Source organism: Streptomyces sp. NPDC044063 (assembly GCF_056434285.1).
The window spans coordinates 57,173-78,397 of record NZ_JBWKFM010000025.1 but is presented as its reverse complement, the minus strand read 5'-3'; the positions used below and the strand labels follow the sequence as shown (position 1 = coordinate 78,397).

The window sequence follows — 21,225 nt, the reverse complement described above, 5'->3', positions numbered from 1 at the left end:
AGGGACTCCTCGTCCGGCTCAGGCCGCGAGCGGCCGGCAGCTCTTGCACGGGCGGTAGCCCGCGTGCCGGGCCTCCCCGGCGGAGCGGAACGGCACCCGGTGGGGTGCGGTGATCCGGCGCGCGTGGGCGCACGTCGGATGGCAGTAGATCTGGGTGGTGTCACTGCCGAGGAAGAGCGTACGCAGGCCCGCCAGAGCGTCGATGAAATCGGGGTCGAGCCCCTCGGCGCGCCGGAGCGCGTCCCCCACCGGCCGGCCGTAGGACGCGTCGCACGGCAGGCCGTCGTCGTCCACCACGCGGTGGCACGGAATGAGCAGGTGGAGGGGATTGCGGGCCAGCGCCTCGACCACCGGGCCGCCGTCGGGCAGACCGGCCTCCCGGGCCAGCCAGGATATGGGCCTCAACTGCCCGCCGGGAATGGCCCGGACGGCCGTCAGTACCGCCTGCTCGACCTCTGTGAGCCCGGAAAGATCCACTCTCAGCCGCTTGGCCCGGCCGGTCCGCAGCGCCGTACGGACCCCCGCCGGCGACGCCGTCGTGCTGACGGCGGAGCGCCCCGTGCGCTTCAGATATCGCTCCTCGAAGGCTCTGCCGTCCGCCACCTCCGCGGCCAGCAGCGCTCCCGTCAACTCCTCCCGCCGACTGGCCACATAGAGCCCGCCCGCGGGCGCCTCCAGATATGTGTAGGTGTCGAAGCGGCTTTCCGGGATCCCCACGGCCCGGAGGATCCGCAACTCGAAGCCCGTCGGCGACGCCTCGGCCAGGCCCGCCAGCGCACGTTCCAACTCGCCGTCCACCGGCCCCCCGTCATCCTTTCCGTTCACCTCATCACCTCCTCCTGCATCAGCTCACCCCGTTCCAGCAGCTCGCGGAGCCGGGCCAGTCCCCGGGACACCTGGGCCTTGACCGTCCCGACGGGACAGCCCTGGATTTCGGCCACTTCGGTATAGCTCATCCCGACCACATGGCGCAGGACCACCGCCACGCGGTAACGCTCCGGCAGGGCGGCCAGCGCGTCGACCAGCACCTTGCGGTCGGCGCCGAGCGCCGCCCGCTCCTCGGGGCCCGGCCGCTCGTCCGGCCAGACGATCCCGCTGTCCTCGACACACCCGGCGGGCACCGGGCGTCTGCTCTTCGATCTGATGTCATTGCGCCACACATTGATGGCGATGCTCATCAGCCATGCCCGCGGGCGCAGCGCACGGCGACGGGCGGTGGAGTACTCCCGCAGCGCCACATAGGCGCGCAGGAACGTGTCCTGACCCAGGTCGTCCGCTTCAGCCGCGGAACCGGTGAGGCGTAAGAGATACGTGCGGATCGCCGAGCCATGAACCCGGACCAGTTCCACGAAGCCGTTGTCGAGGTCCATGGCCAAGCGGTCAGTCAATTGCTCTGCCATCTCGTCCATTACTAGGTGAACACTGATGGCGCCCGATGGGTTGCATGCCGGGTGCCCAGGTGGGCCGCCACGGCGCTGAGCAGGGCCAGCACCGCGGAGACGCCCAGGGCGACCGCCAGCGCGCCGGCGGAGATCCGGGCCGAACCTCCCCGCGCCAGAGCCAGATAGACGCCCCCCAGGGTGGCCACCCCCAGCGCCCCGCACAGCTGGGCGTTGGTGCTGATCACCCCCGAGAGATCGGCCGCGTAGCGGTCGGGCAGCGCGAAGGTCATCCATCCGATCAGGGCGTTGGAACTGATGCCCAGCCCCAGCCCGCCGACGCCCAGCAGCACGAACAGCAGGGGCCCGGTGCGGTGCCCGGCCAGCAGATAGAGCCACACCGACAGATAGCCCACGGCCAGGATCAGGCAGCCCAGCACCGGCATCAGCGCCCTCCGCTCCTCCGGCACCCGGGCCAGCAGCGGCCCGGCGAAACCGAACGCCGTCACCCACGACACCATCGCCAGCCCGGCGTAGGCCGGCCCGTGCCCCAGGCCGTCCTGCAGATACACCGCCAGGACGAACAGCAGGGCGAAGTACGTCAGGGTGGTCACGCCGTGGGCTATCAACGGCCAGCGCACCGCCGGCTCCCGGATCACCTCCTCCGCTATCAGGGGCCTGCCGCCCCGGGCGGACAGCCGGCGCTGACTGCGCCGGAACGCGACCAGCACCCCGCCGCTCGCCACCAGCGACACCCACATCCACAGCGGCCAGCCCTGATCGGTGCCCAGCAGCAGCGGGACGATGAGCAGCAGCACCGCCACCGACAGCAGCGCCATGCCCCGCAGATCCAGCCGCTGCTCCTCGCGCTCGCCGTCGTCGGCGGGCATGACCCGCAGCGCGGCCGCGATGAGCACCAGCCCGACCGGCACATTGATCAGGAAGATCGGCCGCCAGCTCGTGCCGAACAGGTCCGCGGCGATGAGGACACCGCCCAGCGCCTGCCCCGCCACCGCGCCCCCGGAGAGGGCGACGGCGTAGTACCCCAGCGCCTTCATCCGCTGACTGCCGGTGAAGTGCAGCTGTATGCCGCTGAGCACCTGGGGGACCATCAGCGCCGCCCCCGCGCCCTGCACGACCCTGGCGCAGATGAGCGTCACCGGCCCGGGGGCCAGGGCGCAGGCCAGGGAGGCCGCCGTGAAGACGGCCATCCCGGCGTTGAAGACCCGGCGGTGGCCGTGGGCCGCGCCCAGCCGCGCCCCGGTGACCAGCAGCACGGCGTAGGCCACGACGTACCCCGAGACCACCAGGCCCGTCTCGCCGCCGGAGGCGCCGAGGCTCGCCTGGATGGACGGCGCCGCGATATTGGCTATGGCGGTGTCCACGTTGGCCATGAACTGCGCGGCCAGCAGGACCGCCAGCAGCCGCCATCGCTGCCCGCTCGACACGTCAGCCTCCTCGCCCATCTCAGCCGGCGGTGCCCGGGAACGGCACCGGCCAGTCCAGGCCGGCGAGGTCCGGGACCACCAGGTCCGCCGCCCGCAGATCGGCCGCCGGGTGGGTGGTGGTGATCCCCACGCAGGCCAGCCCCGCGGCCTTGGCCGCCGCCACGCCCGCCGGGGCGTCCTCGAAGGCGACCGCGTCCCCGGGGGATACACCCAGCGCCGCGCACCCGGCGAGGAAACCCTCCGGATCCGGCTTGCCGCGCGTCACGTCCTCCGCCGTGATCAGGACGGCGAACAGATCCGCGCCGCCCACCAGCTCCAGCAGCGCCCGCGCGTGCTCGCGCAGGCCGGAGGTCACCACGGCGAGGGGCACCCCCTCCGCGTGCAGCCGCTTGACCAGGGCCCCGGCCCCGGGGACGGCGTGGGCGGGAGGGATGTCCGGGCCGTTGAGATAGCCCACCGCCTCCTGGAACAGCTCGTCGACGGTGCTGCCCGGGAACCGGTGCGCATGGTCGGCCAGCGCCTCGTGCCCGCGCCGGCCGACGAAGGTGGCCAGGAGGGCGTCGTCGGCCGTCATCCCGTGGGCCTGGAACAGCCGCGTCCAGGCGGCACGACTGCGGTGTTCGGTGGCGACCAGCGTGCCGTCGAGGTCGAAGAGCGCCGCTTTCCGGGCGTTCGTCATCAGGGAACCGTCCTTACGTGTGCACGCCGTGGCGTGCTCGTGAGCGAAATACCACCGCCGGAGGGCGGGTCAGACGTGGGAGGCGAGGGATTCCTCGAGGTCCCGGTAGAGGCCCAGCCAGGGGAGCCGGTCCTGGAGGGCAGCGGCGCCCCGCACCACCGCTCGGTCGCCGTGCCTCCTGGCGGCCAGCTGAAGGCCGACCGGGACGCCGTTGGCCGCCCGTCCGACGGGGACGGTCGCGGCGGGGCTGCCGATCAGATTGAACGGGCTGGTCAGCGACCAGCCGACGAACTCGTCCACCGGCTCGCCCGCGACCTCGCGGGGACCGACCGTGGTCCGCGTGGTGTCGTTGGGCACCCCCGCCACCGAGTTGACCGGGCTGACGATCAGATCGAAGTCGTCGAAGACGCTCTCGAAGGTGTCCAGCACACGGGTGCGCAGCAGATCGCCGAGCCGGAAGTCCACCGCGCTCAGCGCCTCGCCGACGCGCACGCTCGCGGCATAGGCGCGATCGACCCGCTGGTCACCCGGCAGGTCGAGCCCCATTCGCCGGCTGATCTCGGCGGACTCGGCGTGGGCCAGGGACAGATAGCGCCGCCACGCGGCGGTGAGCTCGGCGTGGGGGACCGGCAGCCGGAAATCCACCTCGACGATCTCGGCACCGGCCTCCTTCAGGGCCGGGAGCGCGGCCCGCACCAACGCCTCGACCTCCGGCTCGACCGGATAGCCGCCGAGGTCGGGGCTGTAGGCGACGCGCAGACCGGTCAGCGACGGCTCCAGGGCGGAGGTGAGCGTGTCGGTGACCGGGAAGGAATAGGGATCCCGGGAGTGGGGGCCCGACATCAGGTCGAGACCGAGCACGGCGTCCTCGACGGTCCGGGCCAGGGGGGCGTAGCAGACCATCGGATTGAGCCGGCGGAAGGCGTTCGGCCGGGCGGGCACGGCGACCCGCCCGAAGGTGGTCATCATCGTGAACACGCCGCAGAAGGCGCCGGGCACGCGCAGCGAGCCGCCCGCGTCGGACCCCTGGGCCAGCGGCACCATCCCCGAGGCGACCGCCGCCGCGCTGCCGCCCGAGGAACCGCCCGCGTTCATGGCGGGGTTGAAGGGGGTGGAGGTGGGGCCGAAGAGGGAGTTGTCCGTCGTCGCCTTGAAACCGAACTCCGGGGTGTTCGTCTTGCCCACCACGATCGCGCCGGCGTCCACCAGCCGCTCCACGCACAGGATCGTGTCCTGCGCGACCTCCTCGGCGAAGACCTCCGATCCGCGGGTCACCCGCACACCGGCCACCGGGTCGAGGTCCTTCACCCCGATCGGGACGCCGTGCAGCGGGCCCAGCTCGGCGCCCGAGAGGACCGCCCGCTCGGCCTTCCCGGCGGCCGCGAGCGCCTCCTCACGGCACAGGGTCACAAAGGCGTTGACCACGGGGTTGTACCGCTCGATGCGGTCGAGGCTGGCGCGGACGGCCTCCACCGGTGAGACGTCACGCTTGCGGATCAGCTCGGCGAGCCGGGTCGCGGTCAGCGACGCGAAGTCGTCCATGATTCCCGTCCTCCTCAAGGACCGTACGGAACACTCGTCTTAGGAACACCGGTCCGGGCCGAGGGGTTGCAGACCCCCGCGGGCCGGCTCGTCACCGCTCGTCCGGCAGGGGGTCGAGCACGAGCTTCTCCTCCATCCGGCGCACCGCGCGGTGGTCGGCCCGGACCTGCTCCGGGTCCTCGTGCGCCAGCACCACGAAGCCCAGCGACAGGGTCTCCAGCAGGTCCTGGGTCACGCCCAGCCGCTGTCCGTTCCGCACCTGCACGGCGGCGTGGTGCAGGGACGCCAGCTCGTGCACGCCGTCGAGGACCTCGGCGTCGCGCACGACCCCGGCGGACCGGCTGATCAGGAAGACCACCAGCGTGTGCCGCAGCAGGGTGTAGTGGGAGGGGAGGGCGGGAGCGTCGCCGCCGGCCGAGGGGAGCACGCTGCGCACCGTGCGGTCGATCTGACTGTCGCCCGTGGCGTGGCGGCAGAACCGCGGCTGGCCGCCGCCGTGCGGCCGGGCGTTGAGCTCGATCAGGCGGGGCCCGGCCTCCGTCAGCATGATCTCCACATGGGCCGCCCCGAACCGCAGCCCCACGGCGTCGAGGACGCCCCGGGCGTACTCGACGAGGCCCGGCACCACCGGGTCGTCCGGGGCCAGCCACTCCATCGTGTCGTAGACGGCCATGTGCGGTCCGTTGTCGACCTTGGAGTAGCGGGTGACGTCGGTGACCGTGTGAACGCCGCCGTGGCTGAAGGTGTCCACCACGTACTCCGTGCCGACGGCGTACTCCATGACCAGCATGCGGTCGTTGAGCACGTCCCACTGGTTGCGCTCGCCGAGCTGTGCCTCGAACGCCTCGCGCCAGCCCTCGCCCCCGGCGATCCGCACGACGCCGTCCGTGCCCGCGCTCCGCGGAGGCTTGATCACCAGATCCCGCCCGGCCAGCCCCTCCGCGGCGATCCAGGCCTCCACCTCCTCCGCGTCGTCCGTGCAGATCTGCGGGATGACGGGAAGGCCCGCGCGGGCCGTGGCCGCGGCCATCTCGCCCTTGTCCCGCCGCGCCGCGGCCAGCGCGGGATCACTGGCCCGCTCCGGCGTGAGATCGGCGGCGAGCCGCTCCGCGAGCTCGACACCGGTGTCCGTGCCGGCCACCACGCACCTGGGGCCCAGCTCCCTCAGGCGGGCGACGAGGGAGCCGAGGTCGCCGTCGTACCCGATCACCTCGTCGAAGTCCTCCGGGTGCCAGGAGGAGGCGTACACCTCGATCGGCGGCCGGGACAGGACCGCGACGACCGGTATCCCGGCCTCCCGGAACGCCGGGGCGAAATACGCCCCCGAGGAATAGGGATCGACGACGACGGCCGGACCGGACCCGGACCCGGCCCCGGACCCGGAAAGAGAAGGAGAATTGGTCATACTCCTGAAACACCGCGACCCGCCCGTGCGTTGCACACCCCTTCTATCCTGGGCACATGCTGACCATCACCCAGGACCTCCACGACCGGATCGTCGCCCACGCCCGTGCGGACCACCCCGACGAGGCGTGCGGCGTGGTCGCCGGGCCGGCCGGCAGCGACCGCCCCGAGCGGTTCATCCCGATGCTCAACGCGGCCCGGTCGCCCACGTTCTACGAGTTCGACTCGACCGACCTGCTCAAGCTCTACCGGGAGATGGACGACCGGGACGAGGAGCCCGTCGTCATCTACCACTCCCACACCGCGACCGAGGCCTACCCCTCCCGCACCGATGTCACCTATGCCAACGAACCGGGCGCGCATTACGTCCTGGTCTCGACGGCCGACACGGACGACGCCGGGCCCTTCCAGTTCCGCTCGTTCCGGATCGTCGAGGGCGAGATCACCGAGGAGGAGGTCACGGTGGTCCCGGCCCACTGAGCCGACCACCGACCTTCCCGCCCCTCCTTCCCCTCTCATCCATACCGTCACTCAAGACGACCTGTTTCACATACCGGGACGAACATACGGCTGGCGCACGGGGAATCGATACGATGCGCCCACAGTTCTCCCTCAGGAACCAGGCATCTCCCGCAGTCCGACAGGAGCACCCACCCATGGCCATCGAGGTCCGCATCCCCACCATCCTCCGCACCTACACCGATGGCCGGAAGGCCGTCGAGGGCAGCGGCGCCACGATCGACGAGCTCTTCAAGGACCTCGACAGCAGGCACCAGGGCATCCGTGAGCGCCTGGTCGACGAGAAGGGCGACCTCCGCCGCTTCGTGAACGTCTACCTCAACGACGAGGACGTCCGCTTCCTCGGCGGCATCGCCACCGAGCTCGGCGACGGCGACAGCGTCACCATCCTGCCGGCCGTCGCCGGCGGCATGGGCTGATCGGGCAGCCGGTGCGCTACGACAGCCCCCTGGCCGCGGTGGGCAACACGCCGCTCGTCCGCCTGCCGCGCCTGTCCCCGTCCGGGTCCGTGCGGATCTGGGCGAAGCTGGAGGACCGCAACCCCACGGGATCGGTCAAGGACCGCCCCGCCCTGTACATGATCGAGCAGGCGGAGAAGGCCGGCCGGCTCACCCCCGGCTGCACGATCCTGGAGCCCACCTCCGGCAACACCGGCATCTCGCTCGCCATGGCCGCGAAGCTCAAGGGCTACCGGATGGTGTGCGTGATGCCCGAGAACACCAGCGAGGAGCGCCGTCAGCTGCTCGCCATGTGGGGCGCCGAGATCATCCCCTCGCCCGCCGCGGGGGGCTCGAACACGGCCGTACGGGTGGCCAAGGAGCTGGCCGCGCAGCACCCCGGATGGGTGATGCTCTACCAGTACGGCAACCCCGACAACGCCGGCGCCCACTACGCCACCACCGGCCCCGAGATCCTCGCCGACCTCCCGGAGATCACCCATTTCGTGGCGGGCCTCGGCACCACCGGCACGCTGATGGGCGTCGGACGCTATCTGCGGGAGCACCGGCCCGGCGTACGGATCGTCGCCGCCGAGCCGCGCTACGACGACGTCGTCTACGGTCTGCGCAACCTCGACGAGGGGTTCGTGCCCGAGCTCTACGACGAGTCCGTCCTCACCACCCGCTTCTCCGTGGGCTCCGAGGACGCCGTCCGCCGCACCCGCGAACTCCTCTCCGAGGAGGGCATCTTCGCGGGCGTGTCCACCGGTGCCGTGCTGCACGCCGCGCTGGGCGTCGCCCGCAAGGCGGTACGCGCCGGCGAGAGCGCGGACATCGTCTTCATCGTGGCCGACGGGGGCTGGAAGTACCTCTCGACCGGCGTCTACACCGCCGCCACGACGGACGAGGCGGTCGAGACGCTGCACGGCCAGCTCTGGGCGTAGGGCCGGGCTCCGGACCGGGCGTGAGCGCCTTCCGGCGCGCCCGCCCGCCGCATTCCCGTGCCACCGGTTCACCCCGTTCCGCGCCGGTTCGCGCCGGTCCGTAAAAACCGGACCGGTCCGTAAAAAACAGAACTGTGCACGGATGAACTGCTACTACCGATGTTGAGAAGCGGCTGACATCATCACGTGGGAGACGCACATGAACTGTCCCGCATGTGGATCTTCGGACATGAGGCAACTCAACAATGGAAACTGGCAGTGCGGAAACTGCGGCGCAGTCACGGCTGGACAAGGCGGCGTGGGATGCGCTCGCCCCTGAGACGCGAGAGCGGCTGGCGGCCTTCATGTCGCCCGACGTGTTCACCGTGACGGCGGGCAGCAAGGAGTCGGCCGAGCGCTTCCAGCGCTTCATGGACACGCTGGACCGCGCCGAGCGGCACCGCCCGCTCTAGGGCGTGTCCGATGGGTCGCCGCCGGCCCGCCGCGTACCGTCCGCGCCCCGGTGCCCCCCGTCCGTACGCATGTCCCCATTTCATACTCCGGGCCCCGCCCGCGTCGCTTCCCAGGGCGCGCGCGGGGCCCGTGCGCGTACGGAGTGCCGCACCGGCCCACGTCCGTCCTGGTGATTCCGCCCACACGCCCTCACTCGGAGGAGTCCCGGCCCGCTTCTCGCCTTACCCTCGACTGCACCGCATGGCCCCCCGTAACCGGCCCACGGAGGTTCAGGCCCGCATGAAGCTCACCGTCGTCGGATGCTCGGGCTCCTTCCCGTCCACGGAATCGGCCTGCTCGAGCTATCTGGTGGAGGCCGACGGCTACCGGATCCTCCTCGACCTGGGCAATGGCGCCCTCGGCGAGCTGCAGCGGCACATCGGTCTCTACGACCTCGACGCCGTGCTGCTGTCGCATCTGCACCCCGACCACTGCATCGACATGTGCGGCTATTTCGTCGCCCGCTACTACCGTCACGAGGGCGGCAGGGCCGACGCCATACCCGTCTACGGGCCGGCGGGTACCGAGGAGCGGCTCGTCACCGCCTACGGCGACGTGCCCCACGACTCCTGCATGAGCGAGGTGTTCGACTTCCGCACCCTCGTGCCGGGCACGTTCACCCTCGGCCCGCTCACGGTCCGGGCCGCCCGGGTGAGCCATCCCGTCGAGGCGTTCGCGTTCCGGGTCGAGCACGACGGCTCGTCACTGGTGTACTCGGGCGACACGGGGCCCTGCGAGGCGCTGCACGAGCTGTCGGCGGGAACGGACCTGCTGCTGTGCGAGGCGTCCTTCACGCACGGCAAGGAGGACATCCCCGACCTCCACCTGAACGGCCTGGAAGCCGGCGAGGTGGCCGCGCGCGCGGACGCCGGCCGGCTGGTCCTCACCCACATCCCCCCGTGGACGGACCCGCTGACCAATCTGCGCGACGCGCGGTCGGTCTACGACGGCCCGGCGGAGCTGGCCCACGCGGGCGCGGTCTACGAGGTCTAGCCCGCGACCGAAGGGCTGCGACAGAAGAGCCGCCCCCGCAGTCGCCTCCAGCCGCCCTGCAATGCGAAGAAGCCCCGGAACCAGAGGTTCCGGGGCTTCTTCCCTGAGGGGCGGGGCGTTACGCCTTCGCCGCCTCGGTCTCCTCCTCGGGCTCACGGCCCGGGGTGGGGATGTTGAACTTCAGGATGGCGAACCGGAAGATCGCGTAGTACAGCGCGCCGAAGCCGACGCCCACGAGCATCAGCATCCACGGCTTGGTGGCGATGCCCAGGTTCAGCAGGAAGTCGATCACACCGGCGGAGAAGCCGAAGCCGTCCTTCATGCCGAGCGCCCACGTCAGGGCGTGCGAGACACCCGTGAGGAGCGCGTGCACCGCGTACAGCGCCGGGGCGATGAACATGAAGGTGAACTCGATCGGCTCGGTCACACCGGTCACGAACGACGTCAGGGCGAGCGAGAACATCATGCCGCCGACGAGCTTGCGGTTCTCCGGGCGGGCGCAGTGGACGATCGCCAGGCAGGCCGCGGGGAGCGCGAACATCATGATCGGGAAGAAGCCGGTCATGAACTGTCCGGCGTTCGGGTCGCCGGCGAGGAAGCGGGCGATGTCGCCGTGCTTGCCGTGGTACTCGCCGGCCTGGAGCCACGGGAAGGAGTTGAGCAGGTGGTGCATGCCGACCGGGATCAGCGCGCGGTTGAAGACGCCGAAGATGCCCGCGCCCACGGCGCCGGAGCCGACGAGCCACTCGCCGAAGTTGTGCAGACCCGTGCCGAGGACCGGCCAGATGAGACCGAAGACGATGCCGATGACGAGACCGGCGAAGGCCGAGACGATCGGCACCAGGCGGCGGCCGCCGAAGAAGCCCAGCCACTCGGGCAGCTTCTTGCGGTGGTAGCGCTGGTACAGCAGTGCCACGACGATGCCCATGACGACGCCGCCGAGGACGCCGGCGTCGACCGGCGCGGCGTTCATGACGATCTTGCCGTCCACGACGGAGGCGACCTTCGGCAGGTGGCTGTCGGTGAACGTGGCGAGGACGTTCTTGAAGACCAGGTAGCCGGTCACCGCGGCGAGCGCGGTGGAGCCGTCCGACTTCTTCGCGAAGCCGATCGCCACACCGACGGCGAACAGCAGGGCCATGTTGCCCAGCAGCGCGTTGCCGCCCGCCGCCATGTAACCGGCGATCTTGGTGATGAAGGCCGGGAACGAGTCCCGGCCGAGCATGTCGTTGTTGCCCAGGCGGACCAGCAGCGCGGCGGCGGGGAGCACCGCGACGGGGAGCATGAGGCTGCGACCGATACGCTGGGCGATCGCCATGGCTCCCGCGCCGCGCTTCTTCTTTTCCGGTGCCGCCTCTTCAGGCGCCGCCTTCGCCGCCTTGGCTGCCGTACTCATCGGATTCCTCCAGGTGAGGCGGGCGCTCGGGGGAAAGGGGGACGGCCCGCATTTGGTCTACACCACTAGTGGTTTAGACCTGTTGTAGCACGTGAGTCGGGCATAAAGGAATCCACTGTTCCAAGTGGTGTGGGCCACAGCCGTAAAGATCGCGTGAGGCGTCGGCGCTGTGTCACGCGGCCCTCACCACGCGTGGATCGCGGGGGGTTCCGAAGGGTCCGGAACTACTTCACGTTCTCCTTCTCCATCGCCTCCGCCACGTCCTCGGGTTCCCGCCCGGGAGTCGCGAGGTCGAAGAAGGTGATGACGAAACGGAAGAGCGCGTAATAGACGGCCGCGAAAGCCAGCCCGATCGGAATGATGAGCGCCGGCTTGGTCGCCAGCCCCCAGTTGATGACGTAGTCGATCAGTCCCGCCGAGAAGCTGAAGCCGTCGTGGACCCCCAGCCCCCAGGTGACCGCCATCGAGACGCCCGTCAGCAGGGCGTGCGCCACGTACAGCAGGGGGGCGATGAAGAGGAAGGAGTATTCGATCGGCTCGGTGATGCCCGTGACGAACGACGTCAGGCCCACCGAGAGCATCATGCCGCTCACCGCCTTGCGGTGCTCCGGCCGCGCGCAGTGCGCGATGGCCAGCGCGGCGGCCGGCAGCGCGAACATCATGATCGGGAAGAAGCCGGAGGTGAACTGCCCGGCGGTCGGGTCGCCGGCGAGGAAGCGGTTGATGTCGCCGTGCACCACGGTGCCGTCCGGTTTCGTGTACGAGCCGAACTGGAACCACACGAAGACGTTCAGGAACTGGTGCAGGCCGATCACCAGCAGGGCGCGGTTGGCGACGCCGAAGATGCCCGCGCCGAGCGAGCTCAGATCCGAGAGCCACTCGCTGAAGCTCGTCAGCGCGTCGCCCACCGGAGGCCAGATCCACAGGCACAGTGCCGCGAAGGCGATGCCCACGAACGCCATGATGATGGGGACGAGCCGGCGGCCGTTGAAGAAGCCCAGCCAGTCCACCAGCCGCACCCGGTGGTAGCGCTGCCAGAACCAGGCCGCCAGCAGGCCCATGACGATGCCGCCGAAGACGCCGGGGTTCTGGTACGAGGCCGCCGCCGGGGTCCCTGCGCTGGTGAGGCAGACGCCGCTGAGCAGCCCCAGCGCGGTGTGCCGGGAGCCGGCCGGGCAGGGCTCGGGGAACTGGTGCAGCACCGAGAAGTAGACGAGGAAGCCGGCCACCGCGGCCAGCGCGGTGGAGCCGTCCGACTTCTTCGCCATGCCGATGGCGACACCCACCGCGAACAGCAGCGGCAGACCCAGCGACGAGTCCAGCAGCGCCCCGCCCGCCCCGGCCATCACCTTGGCGACGTCCGTCCAGCCCAGCCCGTCCTTGCCGAACACATCGGGCTGCCCCAGCCGGTTGAGGATGCCCGCCGCCGGGAGCACCGCGATGGGCAGCTGGAGGCTGCGGCCCATCTTCTGCAGTCCCTGGAAGAGGCCCTGCATGCGCATCCGCCCCTGCGGGCGCGCCGCGGCGGTCGAGCTCATCTGCGTCCTCCCAGCTGCTGGCATACTGGTGTAGACCACTTGCGATGCGGTTGCGGGCCTCCCGGAACGGCTGTGCCGGGTGGTCGCCATCTTTCGTGAGATGGCGGACATATGCCCGCAGAGTTGGGCTATACGTGGGTTACCGTGTGAAAGCCGGTCGGCGGAGCCGCCGAGGGGCTGAGACAACCAGGAGTGCACATGGCCAGCAAGGCTGAGAAGATCGTCGCCGGCCTCGGCGGCATCGACAACATCGAAGAGGTCGAGGGCTGCATCACCCGCCTCCGCACCGAGGTCGCCGACCCCTCCCTCGTCGACGAGGCCGCGCTGAAGGCCGCCGGCGCCCACGGCGTCGTCAAGATGGGCACCGCCATCCAGGTCGTCATCGGCACCGACGCCGACCCGATCGCCGGCGAGATCGAGGACATGCTCTGAGCCGAACCCACCGGCTCCTGTGACTCGAGGGCCCCGCTTCCGGTTCCAGCCGACCGGAACGGGGCCCTTCGCCGTTGCGGATAGGCTCATCACCATGTCTCGCATCGACGGCCGTACCCCCGACCAGCTCCGCCCCGTGACCATCCAGCGCGGCTGGAGCAAGCACGCCGAAGGCTCCGTCCTCGTCTCGTTCGGCGACACCAAGGTCTTCTGCACCGCCAGCGTCACCGAGGGCGTGCCCCGCTGGCGCAAGGGCTCCGGAGAGGGCTGGGTCACCGCCGAGTACGCGATGCTGCCCCGTTCCACCAACACCCGCGGCGACCGCGAGTCCGTGCGCGGCAAGATCGGCGGCCGGACGCACGAGATCTCCCGCCTCATCGGCCGCTCCCTGCGCGCCGTCATCGACTTCAAGGCCCTCGGCGAGAACACCATCGTCCTGGACTGCGACGTCCTCCAGGCCGACGGCGGCACCCGCACCGCCGCCATCACCGGCGCCTACGTGGCCCTGGCCGACGCCATCACCTGGGCCCAGGGCAAGAAGCTGATCAAGCACGGCCGCAAGCCGCTGACCGGTACGGTCGCGGCCGTCAGCGTCGGCATCGTCGACGGCGTCCCGCTGCTCGACCTCTGCTACGAGGAGGACGTCCGCGCCGAGACCGACATGAACGTCGTCTGCACCGGCGACGGCCGCTTCGTCGAGGTCCAGGGCACCGCCGAGGCCGAGCCCTTCGCCCGCGAGGAGCTCAACAGCCTCCTCGACCTCGCGGTCGCCGGCTGCGCGTCGCTGGACGCCGCCCAGCGCGAGGCCCTGGCCCGCACGCTCTGACGGGACCTCCCGCCCCGGGGGCCCGCACGCGGCCCCCGGGATAATCGGGAACCATGAAGCGCCTGATCCTCGCCACCCGCAACGCCAACAAGGTCACCGAGCTGCGCGCCATCCTGGCCGCCGCCGGTCTCGACGTCGAACTCGTCGGTGCCGACGCCTACCCCGAGATCCCGGACGTCAAGGAGACCGGCGTCACCTTCGCCGAGAACGCCCTCCTCAAGGCCCACGCGCTGGCCAAGGCCACCGGCCACGCCGCCGTCGCCGACGACTCCGGCCTCTGTGTCGACGTCCTGAACGGCGCCCCCGGCATCTTCTCCGCCCGCTGGGCGGGCCGGCACGGCGACGACAAGGCCAACCTGGACCTCCTGCTGGCCCAGCTCTCCGACATCGCCGACGAGCACCGCGCCGCCCACTTCGCCTGCGCCGCCGCGCTCGCCCTCCCCGACGGCACCGAGCGCGTCGTCGAGGGCCGCCTGGAGGGCACGCTGCGGCACGAGCCCACGGGCTCGGGCGGCTTCGGCTACGACCCGATCCTCCAGCCCCTCGGCGAGACGCGCACCTGCGCCGAGCTGACGGCGGAGGAGAAGAACGCGATCAGCCACCGGGGGAAGGCGTTCCGCGGGCTGGTGCCGGTGGTGCGCGAGCTGCTGGGCTGACCGTACGTGAAGGGGCTGACCGTACGTGAAGGAAGCCGACCGTACGTGAAGGGGCTGACCGTACGCCCCCGCTGACCGTACGCCGAAGGGCCGTCCCGTACATCATGGGACGGCCCTTCACGTCTGTGCGGCCGGAGGGACTCGAACCCTCACGGGTGTTACCCCACTGGGACCTAAACCCAGCATGACTGCCAATTCCATCACGGCCGCCCGGCACGGCCATCGTATCGGCCCGCACCCGGCAGTTGGGCGGCAGCCCGGCGGCGGGGACGAAGCCGGTGCGCCCGGATGGGAACGCGGGATGCCGTTTCACCGTCCCTCAGAGCGGGAGTGGACACGCCCGTGAACGAACACCCGCACGTGATCGAGGAAGAGAGCCCGATGACCGACCGCGCCGTGGCTCGTTGGGCGGGCATGCGCACCGTTGTGGCGATCCTCGCGGGAGTCGCCGTGCTGGTGCTCGGCGGGCTCTGGCTGGCCGCCGCCACGGACCGCGCGCACGACGTCGACGAGGCGCCGAGGACGGCCGCCGCGCAGAAGTCGCGCGCGGCGGGGCGCGAGGCGCAGGCCGAGGTCGAGGACTCCGACTCCCGGGAGATGCCGGGCGTACGGGACTGCGGGGTGGGCGAGCCGGTGCTGGAGCCCACGATCATCACTCTCGACTGCTCCACCGCGGGCCGGGTGGCCAGCGACATCCAGTGGGACGACTACACGGCGGGCGGCGCGGCCGGCAGCGGCGTGGTCCAGGTCTCCAGCAACGCGGCCGGCGCGGCCGCCGGCAAGTCCTTCCCGGCGCGGCTGCGGCTGTTCGGGCCCAAGGAGGTGGACGGGCTGGTTGCCTTCACGGCCCTCGAGGTGACGTACACGGGTGCGACCCCCAAGGGGGAGCACACAGAGGTGTTCCCGATCGCGTGATGGGTATTCGTGGCCGGATCGCGCTCGCGATCTCCTTCGTCACCGCCCTGGCCGTCGTGGTCCTCGGCGTCGCGGTGCACCACATCTCGGGCATGGAGCGCGACCGGCAGGCCCTGGCCTACCAGGACGGCCTGCTGAGCTCCGCCCTGCAGATCTACCAGCGCGACGGCACCCTCGCGCTGGGCGCGCAGCTGGACGACTCCACCCTGCCGTACCCCCTCGCGCGGGCGGTGGCCAAGGGCCGGTCCGGTACGTACATCAGCGGTGGCGAGGACCCGCGCGTGTGGGCCGCGACACCGGTCGGCGACGACAAGGTGCTGTCGATCTCGGCGTCCTACCCCGACCGCGACCCGCTGCAGGCCGCGCTGGACAAGGCGCTGGTGGTGGCCGGCACCACGACGGTGGCACTGATGGCCGTGGTGGCGTGGTTCGTCGCGCAGAGCCTGTCGCGGCGGCTGCGGCTGAGCGCCGCGGCGGCGCGCCGGATCGCCTCCGGCGAGGCGCCGGACGCGGACGCGCTGCACGCCGGCGGCCGGGACGAGGTCGCGGAGCTGGGCCGCTCGGTGCACCACATGGCCATGTCGCTGGCGGCGCGGGTGTCGGCGGAGCGGCAGTTCACGGCGGACGTGGCGCACGAGCTGCGCACGCCGGTCGCGGGCCTGGTGGCGTCCGCGGAGCTGCTGCCGCACCCGCGCGCCGTGGAGATGGTGCAGGAGCGCGCGCAGACGCTGCGCGCGCTGGTGGAGGACCTGCTGGAGGTGTCCCGCCTGGACGCGGGCGTGGAGAGCGCGCAGCTGGAGGCCGTGGAGCTGCCGTCCCTGGTGCACGGCATCGTCAAGCGGGCGCGCGGCCAGCGCGGTGTGGGCGACGTGGCCGTCGAGGTGATCGGCGAGGGCCGGATCGTGGCCACCGACGCCCGCCGGGTGGAGCGGATCCTCGTCAACCTCCTCGCCAACGCCGCGAAGCACGGCCGGCCCCCGATCGAGATCACCGTCGAGGGCACCCGGATCGTCGTCCGCGACCACGGCGACGGCTTTCCGCCCGGCCTGGTGGACCAGGGGCCGCGCCGGTTCCGTACGGCCGCGCCCGAGCGGGGCACCGGGCACGGTCTGGGGCTCACCATCGCGGTGGGGCAGGCCGCGGTGCTCGGGGCGCGGCTGGCCTTCGGGGAGGCGGAGGGCGGTGGCGCCCAGGCCGTCCTCGACCTGCCGGAGGCCGAGGACGAGCCGGAGGGGGAGGCACCGGGCCCCCGGGCGGTTACAGCCCCAGGTCCTTGATGATCTTCGCGACGTGGCCGGTGGCCTTGACGTTGTAGAGGGCGCGCTCGACCTTGCCCTCCTCGTCGACGATCACGGTGGAGCGGATGACGCCGGTCACGGTCTTGCCGTAGAGCTTCTTCTCGCCGAAGGCGCCGTAGGCCTCCAGCACCGTCTTCTCCGGGTCGCCGACCAGCGTGACGCCGAGGCTCTCCTTCTCGCGGAACTTCGCGAGCTTCTCCGGCTTGTCGGGGGAGACGCCGATGACGTCGTAGCCGTGGCCGGAGAGGAAGTCGAGGTTGTCGGTGAAGTCGCAGGCCTGCTTGGTGCAGCCCGGGGTGAGGGCGGCGGGGTAGAAGTAGACGATGACCTTGCGGCCGCGGTGGTCGGCGAGCGAGACCTGCTTGCCGTCCGCGTCGGGCAGGGTGAAGGCGGGTGCGGTGTCGCCGGGCTGCAGTCGCTCGCTCATGGCTCTCCTCGTGGCGTCGTGGTTACGGTCCCGAGGGTAGTCAGCTCACGGATCGGGGGTGCCGCGGGGCGCGGGGCCCGGGCAGCTGACAGACTGTAGTCATCACTCTTCATCATTCTTATCGACGGGACGGAGGCAGCGCGGTGGCGGACGCCAGGACCCCTGCGCAGATCGAGGCGGACATCGCCCGCCGGCGGGAGGAGCTCGCCGTGACGCTCGACGAGATCGGCGTGCGGATGCACCCGAAGACGATCATCGGCGACGCGAAGGCCAAGGTCGCCTCCAAGGTGGACCACACGGCCGGCCGTGCCTATGTGGCGGCCAACAGGGTCGTCCAGGAGGTGCGCTCGCGCTTCACGACGGAGGACGGCGCGCCGCGGCTGGAGCGAATCGTTCCGGTGGCCATGGTGGCGGTGGGCGTCGTGGGCCTGCTGATCGCCTCCTCCAAGTCCTCCCGGCGCCGCGCGTCCTAGGGTCCCGGGGAGTTCCATGACCGGTTCGGGCCGGATGACGGCCCTGTGGCCTCGCGTCCGCGCCCGGGCAGGTACCGTCTTCGCGTGAGTACGAACACCACCCACGACAAGCTGCCCATCCGGATGCTCCACGACCGCGTACTGGTCCGGACCGACATCCCCGAGGGCGAGCGCCGCTCCACCGGCGGCATCGTCATCCCGGCGACGGCGGCGGTGGGCCGCCGGCTGGCCTGGGCCGAGGTCGTCGCGGTCGGACAGAGCGTACGGACGGTCGAGCCGGGCGACCGGGTCCTCTACGACCCCGAGGACCGCGCCGAGGTGGAGGTCCGGGGCGTCGCGTACGTCCTGATGCGCGAGCGGGACCTCCACGCGGTCGCGGCGGAGCGCCTGGAGGGGTCGGAGGACTCCACGGGCCTCTATCTGTGACGGACCCCACGGTCTGTCCTGTTTGATACGGTCGTTCGTACCCGACGAGACGCGCCGTACCGGGTCAGGACAAGACGACGCACCCCTGGAGTCACGATTCCACCGGAGGTGCCGTCATGGCATGGGTCCTGCTCGTCGTCGCCGGCCTGCTCGAGGTCGGCTGGGCGATCGGCATGAAGTACACCGAGGGTTTCACGCGGCTGTGGCCGAGCGTGTTCACCGTCGCGGGCATCGTCGCCAGCATGCTGCTGCTGGCGCGCGCCGCGCGGACGCTGCCGATCGGCACGGCGTACGGCGTGTGGGTCGGCATCGGCGCGGCCGGTGCGGCGGTGCTCGGCATGGCCGTCCTGGACGAGCCGGTGACCGCCGCGCGCGTCCTGTTCATCACCCTGCTGCTGGTGGCGGTGGTCGGCCTGAAGGCCACCTCCGGCCACTGACGGCCCCGCGGGCCGCCGCTCAGTAGACGTACCCGGGCTCAGTAGTCGTACCCGAGGAGATCCCCGGCGCCTCCCCGGCGGTCCGCCGGATGCCGTTCCTTGTCGTTCGGCGGCCCGAACGTGGGCGGTCCCGGCGGCGTCGGGAAGCCGGGCGGGGTGACCGGCGGCAGTGTGAACTCCGGCGGCCGCGGCGGCCCCTGCGTGGTCGGCGGGGTGAACGGCGGGATCGTGGTCGGCGGTGCCGAGGAGGCCGTCGGCGGTGCCGAACTCGGGGCCGTCGGCTCCAGGGTCGGCGGCGCCGCGCCGCTCTGCAGCTCCAGGTCGAAGTCCGTGGCCTCGGTGCCCTCCAGCGCGTCGGCGGTGTAGGACGCCCAGATCCGCGCGGGGTAGTCGCCGCCGTTCATACGGGCCTCCCCGGCGGCCCCGTACAGCGATTTCTGGTCACCTGTGTCGGGGTCCTGCCCCATCACCGCCACGACGGTCGCCAGGTCGGGGGTGTAGCCCGCGAACCAGGCCGCCTTGTCCTCCTCGGCGGTGCCCGTCTTGCCCGCCGCCGGCCGTCCCGCGGCCTGCGCCCTGCGGCCGGTGCCGCTCTCCACGACGCTCTGCAGGATCGACGTGGTGGTGTCGGCGGCCACGCGCGTGACCGCCTGCTTGGTGGTCCTGCCGTCCGGCAGCTGGACGTCCTCGCCGCCCTTGCTCACCGACTCGACCAGCGTGTACGGGCCGTGCCGGCCGTGGTTGGCGAGTGTGGCGTAGGCCTGCGTCATGTCCAGGACACTGGCCGTGGCGACGCCGAGGGCGATGGACGGGGTGGCGGTCAGGTCGGGCGTCCTGGCGGGGATGCCCAGGGCCACGGCGGTCTCCTTGACGTTCGCCGGGCCCACGTCCTGGGCCATCTGGGCGTACACCGAGTTCACCGAGAGGTCGGTGGCCCGGGTGACCGTGATCATCCCGTAGGACCGGCCGTCCTCGTTCTCCGGCGCGTAGCCGACCGGGCCGTTCGCGCTCTGGACCGGCCGTCTGTCGGTGCCGTCGTAGAGCGTGTTGGGGGTGATGGTGATGCCCTGCTGGGTGGTCGCGTCGTTGTCGACGGCCGAGGTGAACACGAACGGCTTGAACGTCGACCCCACTTGGTAGTCGCGCCGGGTGGCGTTGTTGACGTACTGCTTGGTGTAGTCGATGCCGCCGTAGAGTGCGACGACCTTGCCGGACTTAGGGTCGATGGAGGCGCCGCCGGCGCGGACGTACCGGTCGACCTTGCGGTCGTCACTGAGGTCGTCCATCAGCTGGGTGCGCACCGCGCTCACGAACGCGTCCTGCTTCTTCCGGTCGATGGTGGTGGTGATCCGGTAACCGCCGGCGGCCAGCGTCGTCTCGTCGACGATCTTGTTGGCGACGAGGTGGTCCTTGACGGCCTCGACCAGATAGCCGCGCTGACCCGCCATGCTCAGCCGGGGTTTCGTCTTACCGGGCGTCGGGAACGTCATCGCCGCCCGCTCCTGGAGCCCGAGCCACTTCTTCTTCACCATGCCGTTGAGGACGTAGTTCCAGCGGGCCGTGGCGCGGGCCTTGTTCTCGGGGTGCAGCCCGGTGTCGTAGAGGCCGGGGGCGTTGAGGACGGTGGCCAGGTAGGCGCCCTCGGCGGCGGTGAGCTTGTCGGAGTCCTTGTTGTAGTACGCCTGGGAGGCCGCCTGGATGCCGTAGGCGTTGCGCCCGAAGTAGCTGGTGTTGAGATAGCCCTCCAGGATGTCGTTCTTGCTCTCCTCCCGGTCCAGCTTGATGGCGATGAAGAACTCCTTCACCTTGCGGCTGATGGTCTGTTCCTGGCCGAGGTAGTAGTTCTTGACGTACTGCTGGGTGATGGTCGAACCCGACTGCTTGCCCTTGCCGGTGGCGGTGTTCCAGGCGGCGCGCAGCATCGCCTCGGGGTTGACCGCCGACTCGGAGTAGAAGTCGCGGTCCTCCGCGGCGAGGACGGCGTGCTGGACGTCCTTGGGGACGCGGCTGAGCGGCACACTCTCGCGGTTGACCTCGCCGTCGCGGGCCAGCAGGGAGCCGTCGGCGTAGAGGTAGACGTTGCTCTCGGCGACGGCGGCCTTGTTGGCCGCCGGGATGTCGACCAGCAGATAGCCGGCCACCAGCCCGCCCACGACCAGCAGGACGATCAGGAGGAAGGCTCCGAGCACCATGCGCCACGTGGGCACGAGCCGGCGCCAGCCCGTGCGCCGGGGCCGGCCCGGCCCGCCGGGCGCGCCGGACACCGCGGCCGTCTCCCCCCGCGGTGCCCATCGGGGCGGCGCGTGGCCAGTACCGGCGGACCGCTGCCGTGACTGCTCGTCGCTCATGTCTCCTGGGACTCCTCGGCCGCCGCCGGGGTTGTGCGGCCACGGCGGAGCGGTGTGCGGGTCGGGGGTTCCGAAGTGTGTCGTACGCCCCGAAAGACACTGTCGCATCCAGCGTTCCGGCTGAAGGTCGCAGCGCACCTTTGACAGCGCCGTAAGGGCCGTTCAGGCCAGCCCGACCACTCCATGGGGTGAAAATCCGTGGTTCGCGGACGAGCC

The 21,225-nt window shown here is 71.2% G+C and carries 23 protein-coding genes, 1 tRNA gene and 1 riboswitch; of the genes, 13 read left to right on the top strand and 11 right to left on the bottom strand.

Annotation, left to right across the window (positions count from 1 at the left end; all coding sequences use genetic code 11):
* Positions 1-18: 18 nt before the first annotated feature.
* From AC07BS_RS26715 to AC07BS_RS26690, 6 genes are all read right to left on the bottom strand, one after another.
* Complete coding sequence (locus tag AC07BS_RS26715) at positions 19-825, bottom strand: MGMT family protein (RefSeq protein ID WP_478934716.1); 807 nt, start codon at positions 823-825, stop codon at positions 19-21.
* Complete coding sequence (locus AC07BS_RS26710) at positions 822-1,409, bottom strand: RNA polymerase sigma factor (RefSeq protein ID WP_478641961.1); 588 nt, start codon at positions 1,407-1,409, stop codon at positions 822-824. The genes AC07BS_RS26715 and AC07BS_RS26710 overlap by 4 nt, the downstream gene beginning before the upstream one ends.
* 2 nt (positions 1,410-1,411) lie before the next feature.
* Positions 1,412-2,827, bottom strand: a complete 1,416-nt coding sequence (locus AC07BS_RS26705) for an MFS transporter (protein WP_478641959.1) — start codon at positions 2,825-2,827, stop codon at positions 1,412-1,414.
* A 19-nt stretch (positions 2,828-2,846) separates the two neighbouring features.
* Entirely contained in the window at positions 2,847-3,506 is a 660-nt protein-coding gene (locus tag AC07BS_RS26700; RefSeq protein WP_478934715.1) for an HAD family hydrolase, read from the bottom strand.
* 69 nt (positions 3,507-3,575) lie between these two features.
* Positions 3,576-5,048 carry an amidase gene (locus AC07BS_RS26695; protein ID WP_478934714.1) on the bottom strand — a complete coding sequence of 491 codons (1,473 nt, stop codon included), beginning with the start codon at positions 5,046-5,048 and terminating at the stop codon, positions 3,576-3,578.
* Positions 5,049-5,139: 91 nt separating this feature from the next.
* Positions 5,140-6,453 carry an ATP-grasp domain-containing protein gene (locus tag AC07BS_RS26690; RefSeq protein ID WP_478934713.1) on the bottom strand — a complete coding sequence of 438 codons (1,314 nt, stop codon included), beginning with the start codon at positions 6,451-6,453 and terminating at the stop codon, positions 5,140-5,142.
* Between the two features lie 56 nt (positions 6,454-6,509).
* Between AC07BS_RS26690 and AC07BS_RS26685 the strand changes: the two genes are divergently transcribed.
* The 5 genes from AC07BS_RS26685 to AC07BS_RS26665 all read left to right on the top strand — a co-directional run bounded on the left by AC07BS_RS26685 (position 6,510) and on the right by AC07BS_RS26665 (position 9,837).
* The gene (locus tag AC07BS_RS26685) at positions 6,510-6,932 is read left to right on the top strand and encodes a M67 family metallopeptidase (protein WP_478641948.1); all 423 of its coding nucleotides are present in this window, start codon (positions 6,510-6,512) and stop codon (positions 6,930-6,932) included.
* A 176-nt stretch (positions 6,933-7,108) separates the two neighbouring features.
* Positions 7,109-7,390: a MoaD/ThiS family protein gene (locus AC07BS_RS26680; RefSeq protein ID WP_478641946.1), complete on the top strand. Its 282-nt coding sequence runs from the start codon at positions 7,109-7,111 to the stop codon at positions 7,388-7,390.
* An 11-nt stretch (positions 7,391-7,401) separates the two neighbouring features.
* Positions 7,402-8,352, top strand: a complete 951-nt coding sequence (locus tag AC07BS_RS26675; RefSeq protein WP_478934712.1) for a PLP-dependent cysteine synthase family protein — start codon at positions 7,402-7,404, stop codon at positions 8,350-8,352.
* 178 nt (positions 8,353-8,530) lie between these two features.
* Positions 8,531-8,671 (top strand): transposase, encoded by a 141-nt coding sequence (locus tag AC07BS_RS26670; protein WP_478642164.1) that lies wholly within the window; start codon positions 8,531-8,533, stop codon positions 8,669-8,671.
* 413 nt (positions 8,672-9,084) lie between these two features.
* Positions 9,085-9,837 (top strand): MBL fold metallo-hydrolase, encoded by a 753-nt coding sequence (locus tag AC07BS_RS26665; RefSeq protein ID WP_478641941.1) that lies wholly within the window; start codon positions 9,085-9,087, stop codon positions 9,835-9,837.
* A 118-nt stretch (positions 9,838-9,955) separates the two neighbouring features.
* Here the strand turns inward: AC07BS_RS26665 and AC07BS_RS26660 are convergent, their stop codons facing one another.
* Together AC07BS_RS26660 and AC07BS_RS26655 are read right to left on the bottom strand one after the other, a co-directional pair.
* Positions 9,956-11,233 (bottom strand): PTS transporter subunit EIIC, encoded by a 1,278-nt coding sequence (locus tag AC07BS_RS26660; protein ID WP_478641938.1) that lies wholly within the window; start codon positions 11,231-11,233, stop codon positions 9,956-9,958.
* A 224-nt stretch (positions 11,234-11,457) separates the two neighbouring features.
* Complete coding sequence (locus AC07BS_RS26655; RefSeq protein WP_478934711.1) at positions 11,458-12,771, bottom strand: PTS transporter subunit EIIC; 1,314 nt, start codon at positions 12,769-12,771, stop codon at positions 11,458-11,460.
* Positions 12,772-12,969: 198 nt separating this feature from the next.
* On the opposite strand from AC07BS_RS26655, the gene AC07BS_RS26650 reads away from it, so the two are divergent.
* From AC07BS_RS26650 to rdgB, 3 genes are all read left to right on the top strand, one after another.
* Positions 12,970-13,203, top strand: a complete 234-nt coding sequence (locus AC07BS_RS26650; RefSeq protein WP_478641932.1) for a PTS sugar transporter subunit IIB — start codon at positions 12,970-12,972, stop codon at positions 13,201-13,203.
* A gap of 94 nt (positions 13,204-13,297) precedes the next feature.
* Entirely contained in the window at positions 13,298-14,029 is a 732-nt protein-coding gene (gene rph / locus AC07BS_RS26645) for a ribonuclease PH (protein WP_478934710.1), read from the top strand.
* Positions 14,030-14,082: 53 nt separating this feature from the next.
* Positions 14,083-14,685 carry an RdgB/HAM1 family non-canonical purine NTP pyrophosphatase gene (rdgB, locus tag AC07BS_RS26640; RefSeq protein ID WP_478641926.1) on the top strand — a complete coding sequence of 201 codons (603 nt, stop codon included), beginning with the start codon at positions 14,083-14,085 and terminating at the stop codon, positions 14,683-14,685.
* 126 nt (positions 14,686-14,811) lie between these two features.
* Here the strand turns inward: rdgB and AC07BS_RS26635 are convergent.
* A tRNA-Leu gene (locus tag AC07BS_RS26635) sits at positions 14,812-14,895 on the bottom strand.
* Between the two features lie 132 nt (positions 14,896-15,027).
* Between AC07BS_RS26635 and AC07BS_RS26630 the strand changes: the two genes are divergently transcribed.
* Together AC07BS_RS26630 and AC07BS_RS26625 are read left to right on the top strand one after the other, a co-directional pair.
* Positions 15,028-15,600: a hypothetical protein gene (locus AC07BS_RS26630; protein ID WP_478641923.1), complete on the top strand. Its 573-nt coding sequence runs from the start codon at positions 15,028-15,030 to the stop codon at positions 15,598-15,600.
* Positions 15,600-16,877, top strand: coding sequence for a sensor histidine kinase (locus tag AC07BS_RS26625; protein WP_478642161.1), 1,278 nt, complete (start codon positions 15,600-15,602; stop codon positions 16,875-16,877). Before AC07BS_RS26630 ends, AC07BS_RS26625 begins: the two co-directional genes overlap by 1 nt.
* On the opposite strand, the gene bcp is transcribed toward AC07BS_RS26625, so the two are convergent.
* The gene (bcp, locus tag AC07BS_RS26620) at positions 16,858-17,325 is read right to left on the bottom strand and encodes a thioredoxin-dependent thiol peroxidase (RefSeq protein WP_478641920.1); all 468 of its coding nucleotides are present in this window, start codon (positions 17,323-17,325) and stop codon (positions 16,858-16,860) included. The genes AC07BS_RS26625 and bcp overlap by 20 nt on opposite strands.
* Before the next feature lie 143 nt (positions 17,326-17,468).
* On the opposite strand from bcp, the gene AC07BS_RS26615 reads away from it, so the two are divergent.
* The 3 genes from AC07BS_RS26615 to AC07BS_RS26605 all read left to right on the top strand — a co-directional run bounded on the left by AC07BS_RS26615 (position 17,469) and on the right by AC07BS_RS26605 (position 18,661).
* Positions 17,469-17,798, top strand: a complete 330-nt coding sequence (locus AC07BS_RS26615) for a DUF3618 domain-containing protein (protein WP_478641918.1) — start codon at positions 17,469-17,471, stop codon at positions 17,796-17,798.
* Positions 17,799-17,921: 123 nt separating this feature from the next.
* Positions 17,922-18,224 (top strand): GroES family chaperonin, encoded by a 303-nt coding sequence (locus AC07BS_RS26610; protein ID WP_048831771.1) that lies wholly within the window; start codon positions 17,922-17,924, stop codon positions 18,222-18,224.
* A gap of 21 nt (positions 18,225-18,245) precedes the next feature.
* Positions 18,246-18,308: riboswitch (guanidine-III (ykkC-III) riboswitch) on the top strand.
* A gap of 32 nt (positions 18,309-18,340) precedes the next feature.
* Positions 18,341-18,661 carry a DMT family transporter gene (locus AC07BS_RS26605; RefSeq protein ID WP_478641916.1) on the top strand — a complete coding sequence of 107 codons (321 nt, stop codon included), beginning with the start codon at positions 18,341-18,343 and terminating at the stop codon, positions 18,659-18,661.
* 38 nt (positions 18,662-18,699) lie between these two features.
* Here AC07BS_RS26605 and AC07BS_RS26600 read toward each other — a convergent pair whose 3' ends face one another.
* Complete coding sequence (locus AC07BS_RS26600) at positions 18,700-21,009, bottom strand: transglycosylase domain-containing protein (RefSeq protein ID WP_478641913.1); 2,310 nt, start codon at positions 21,007-21,009, stop codon at positions 18,700-18,702.
* Positions 21,010-21,225 lie beyond the last annotated feature (216 nt).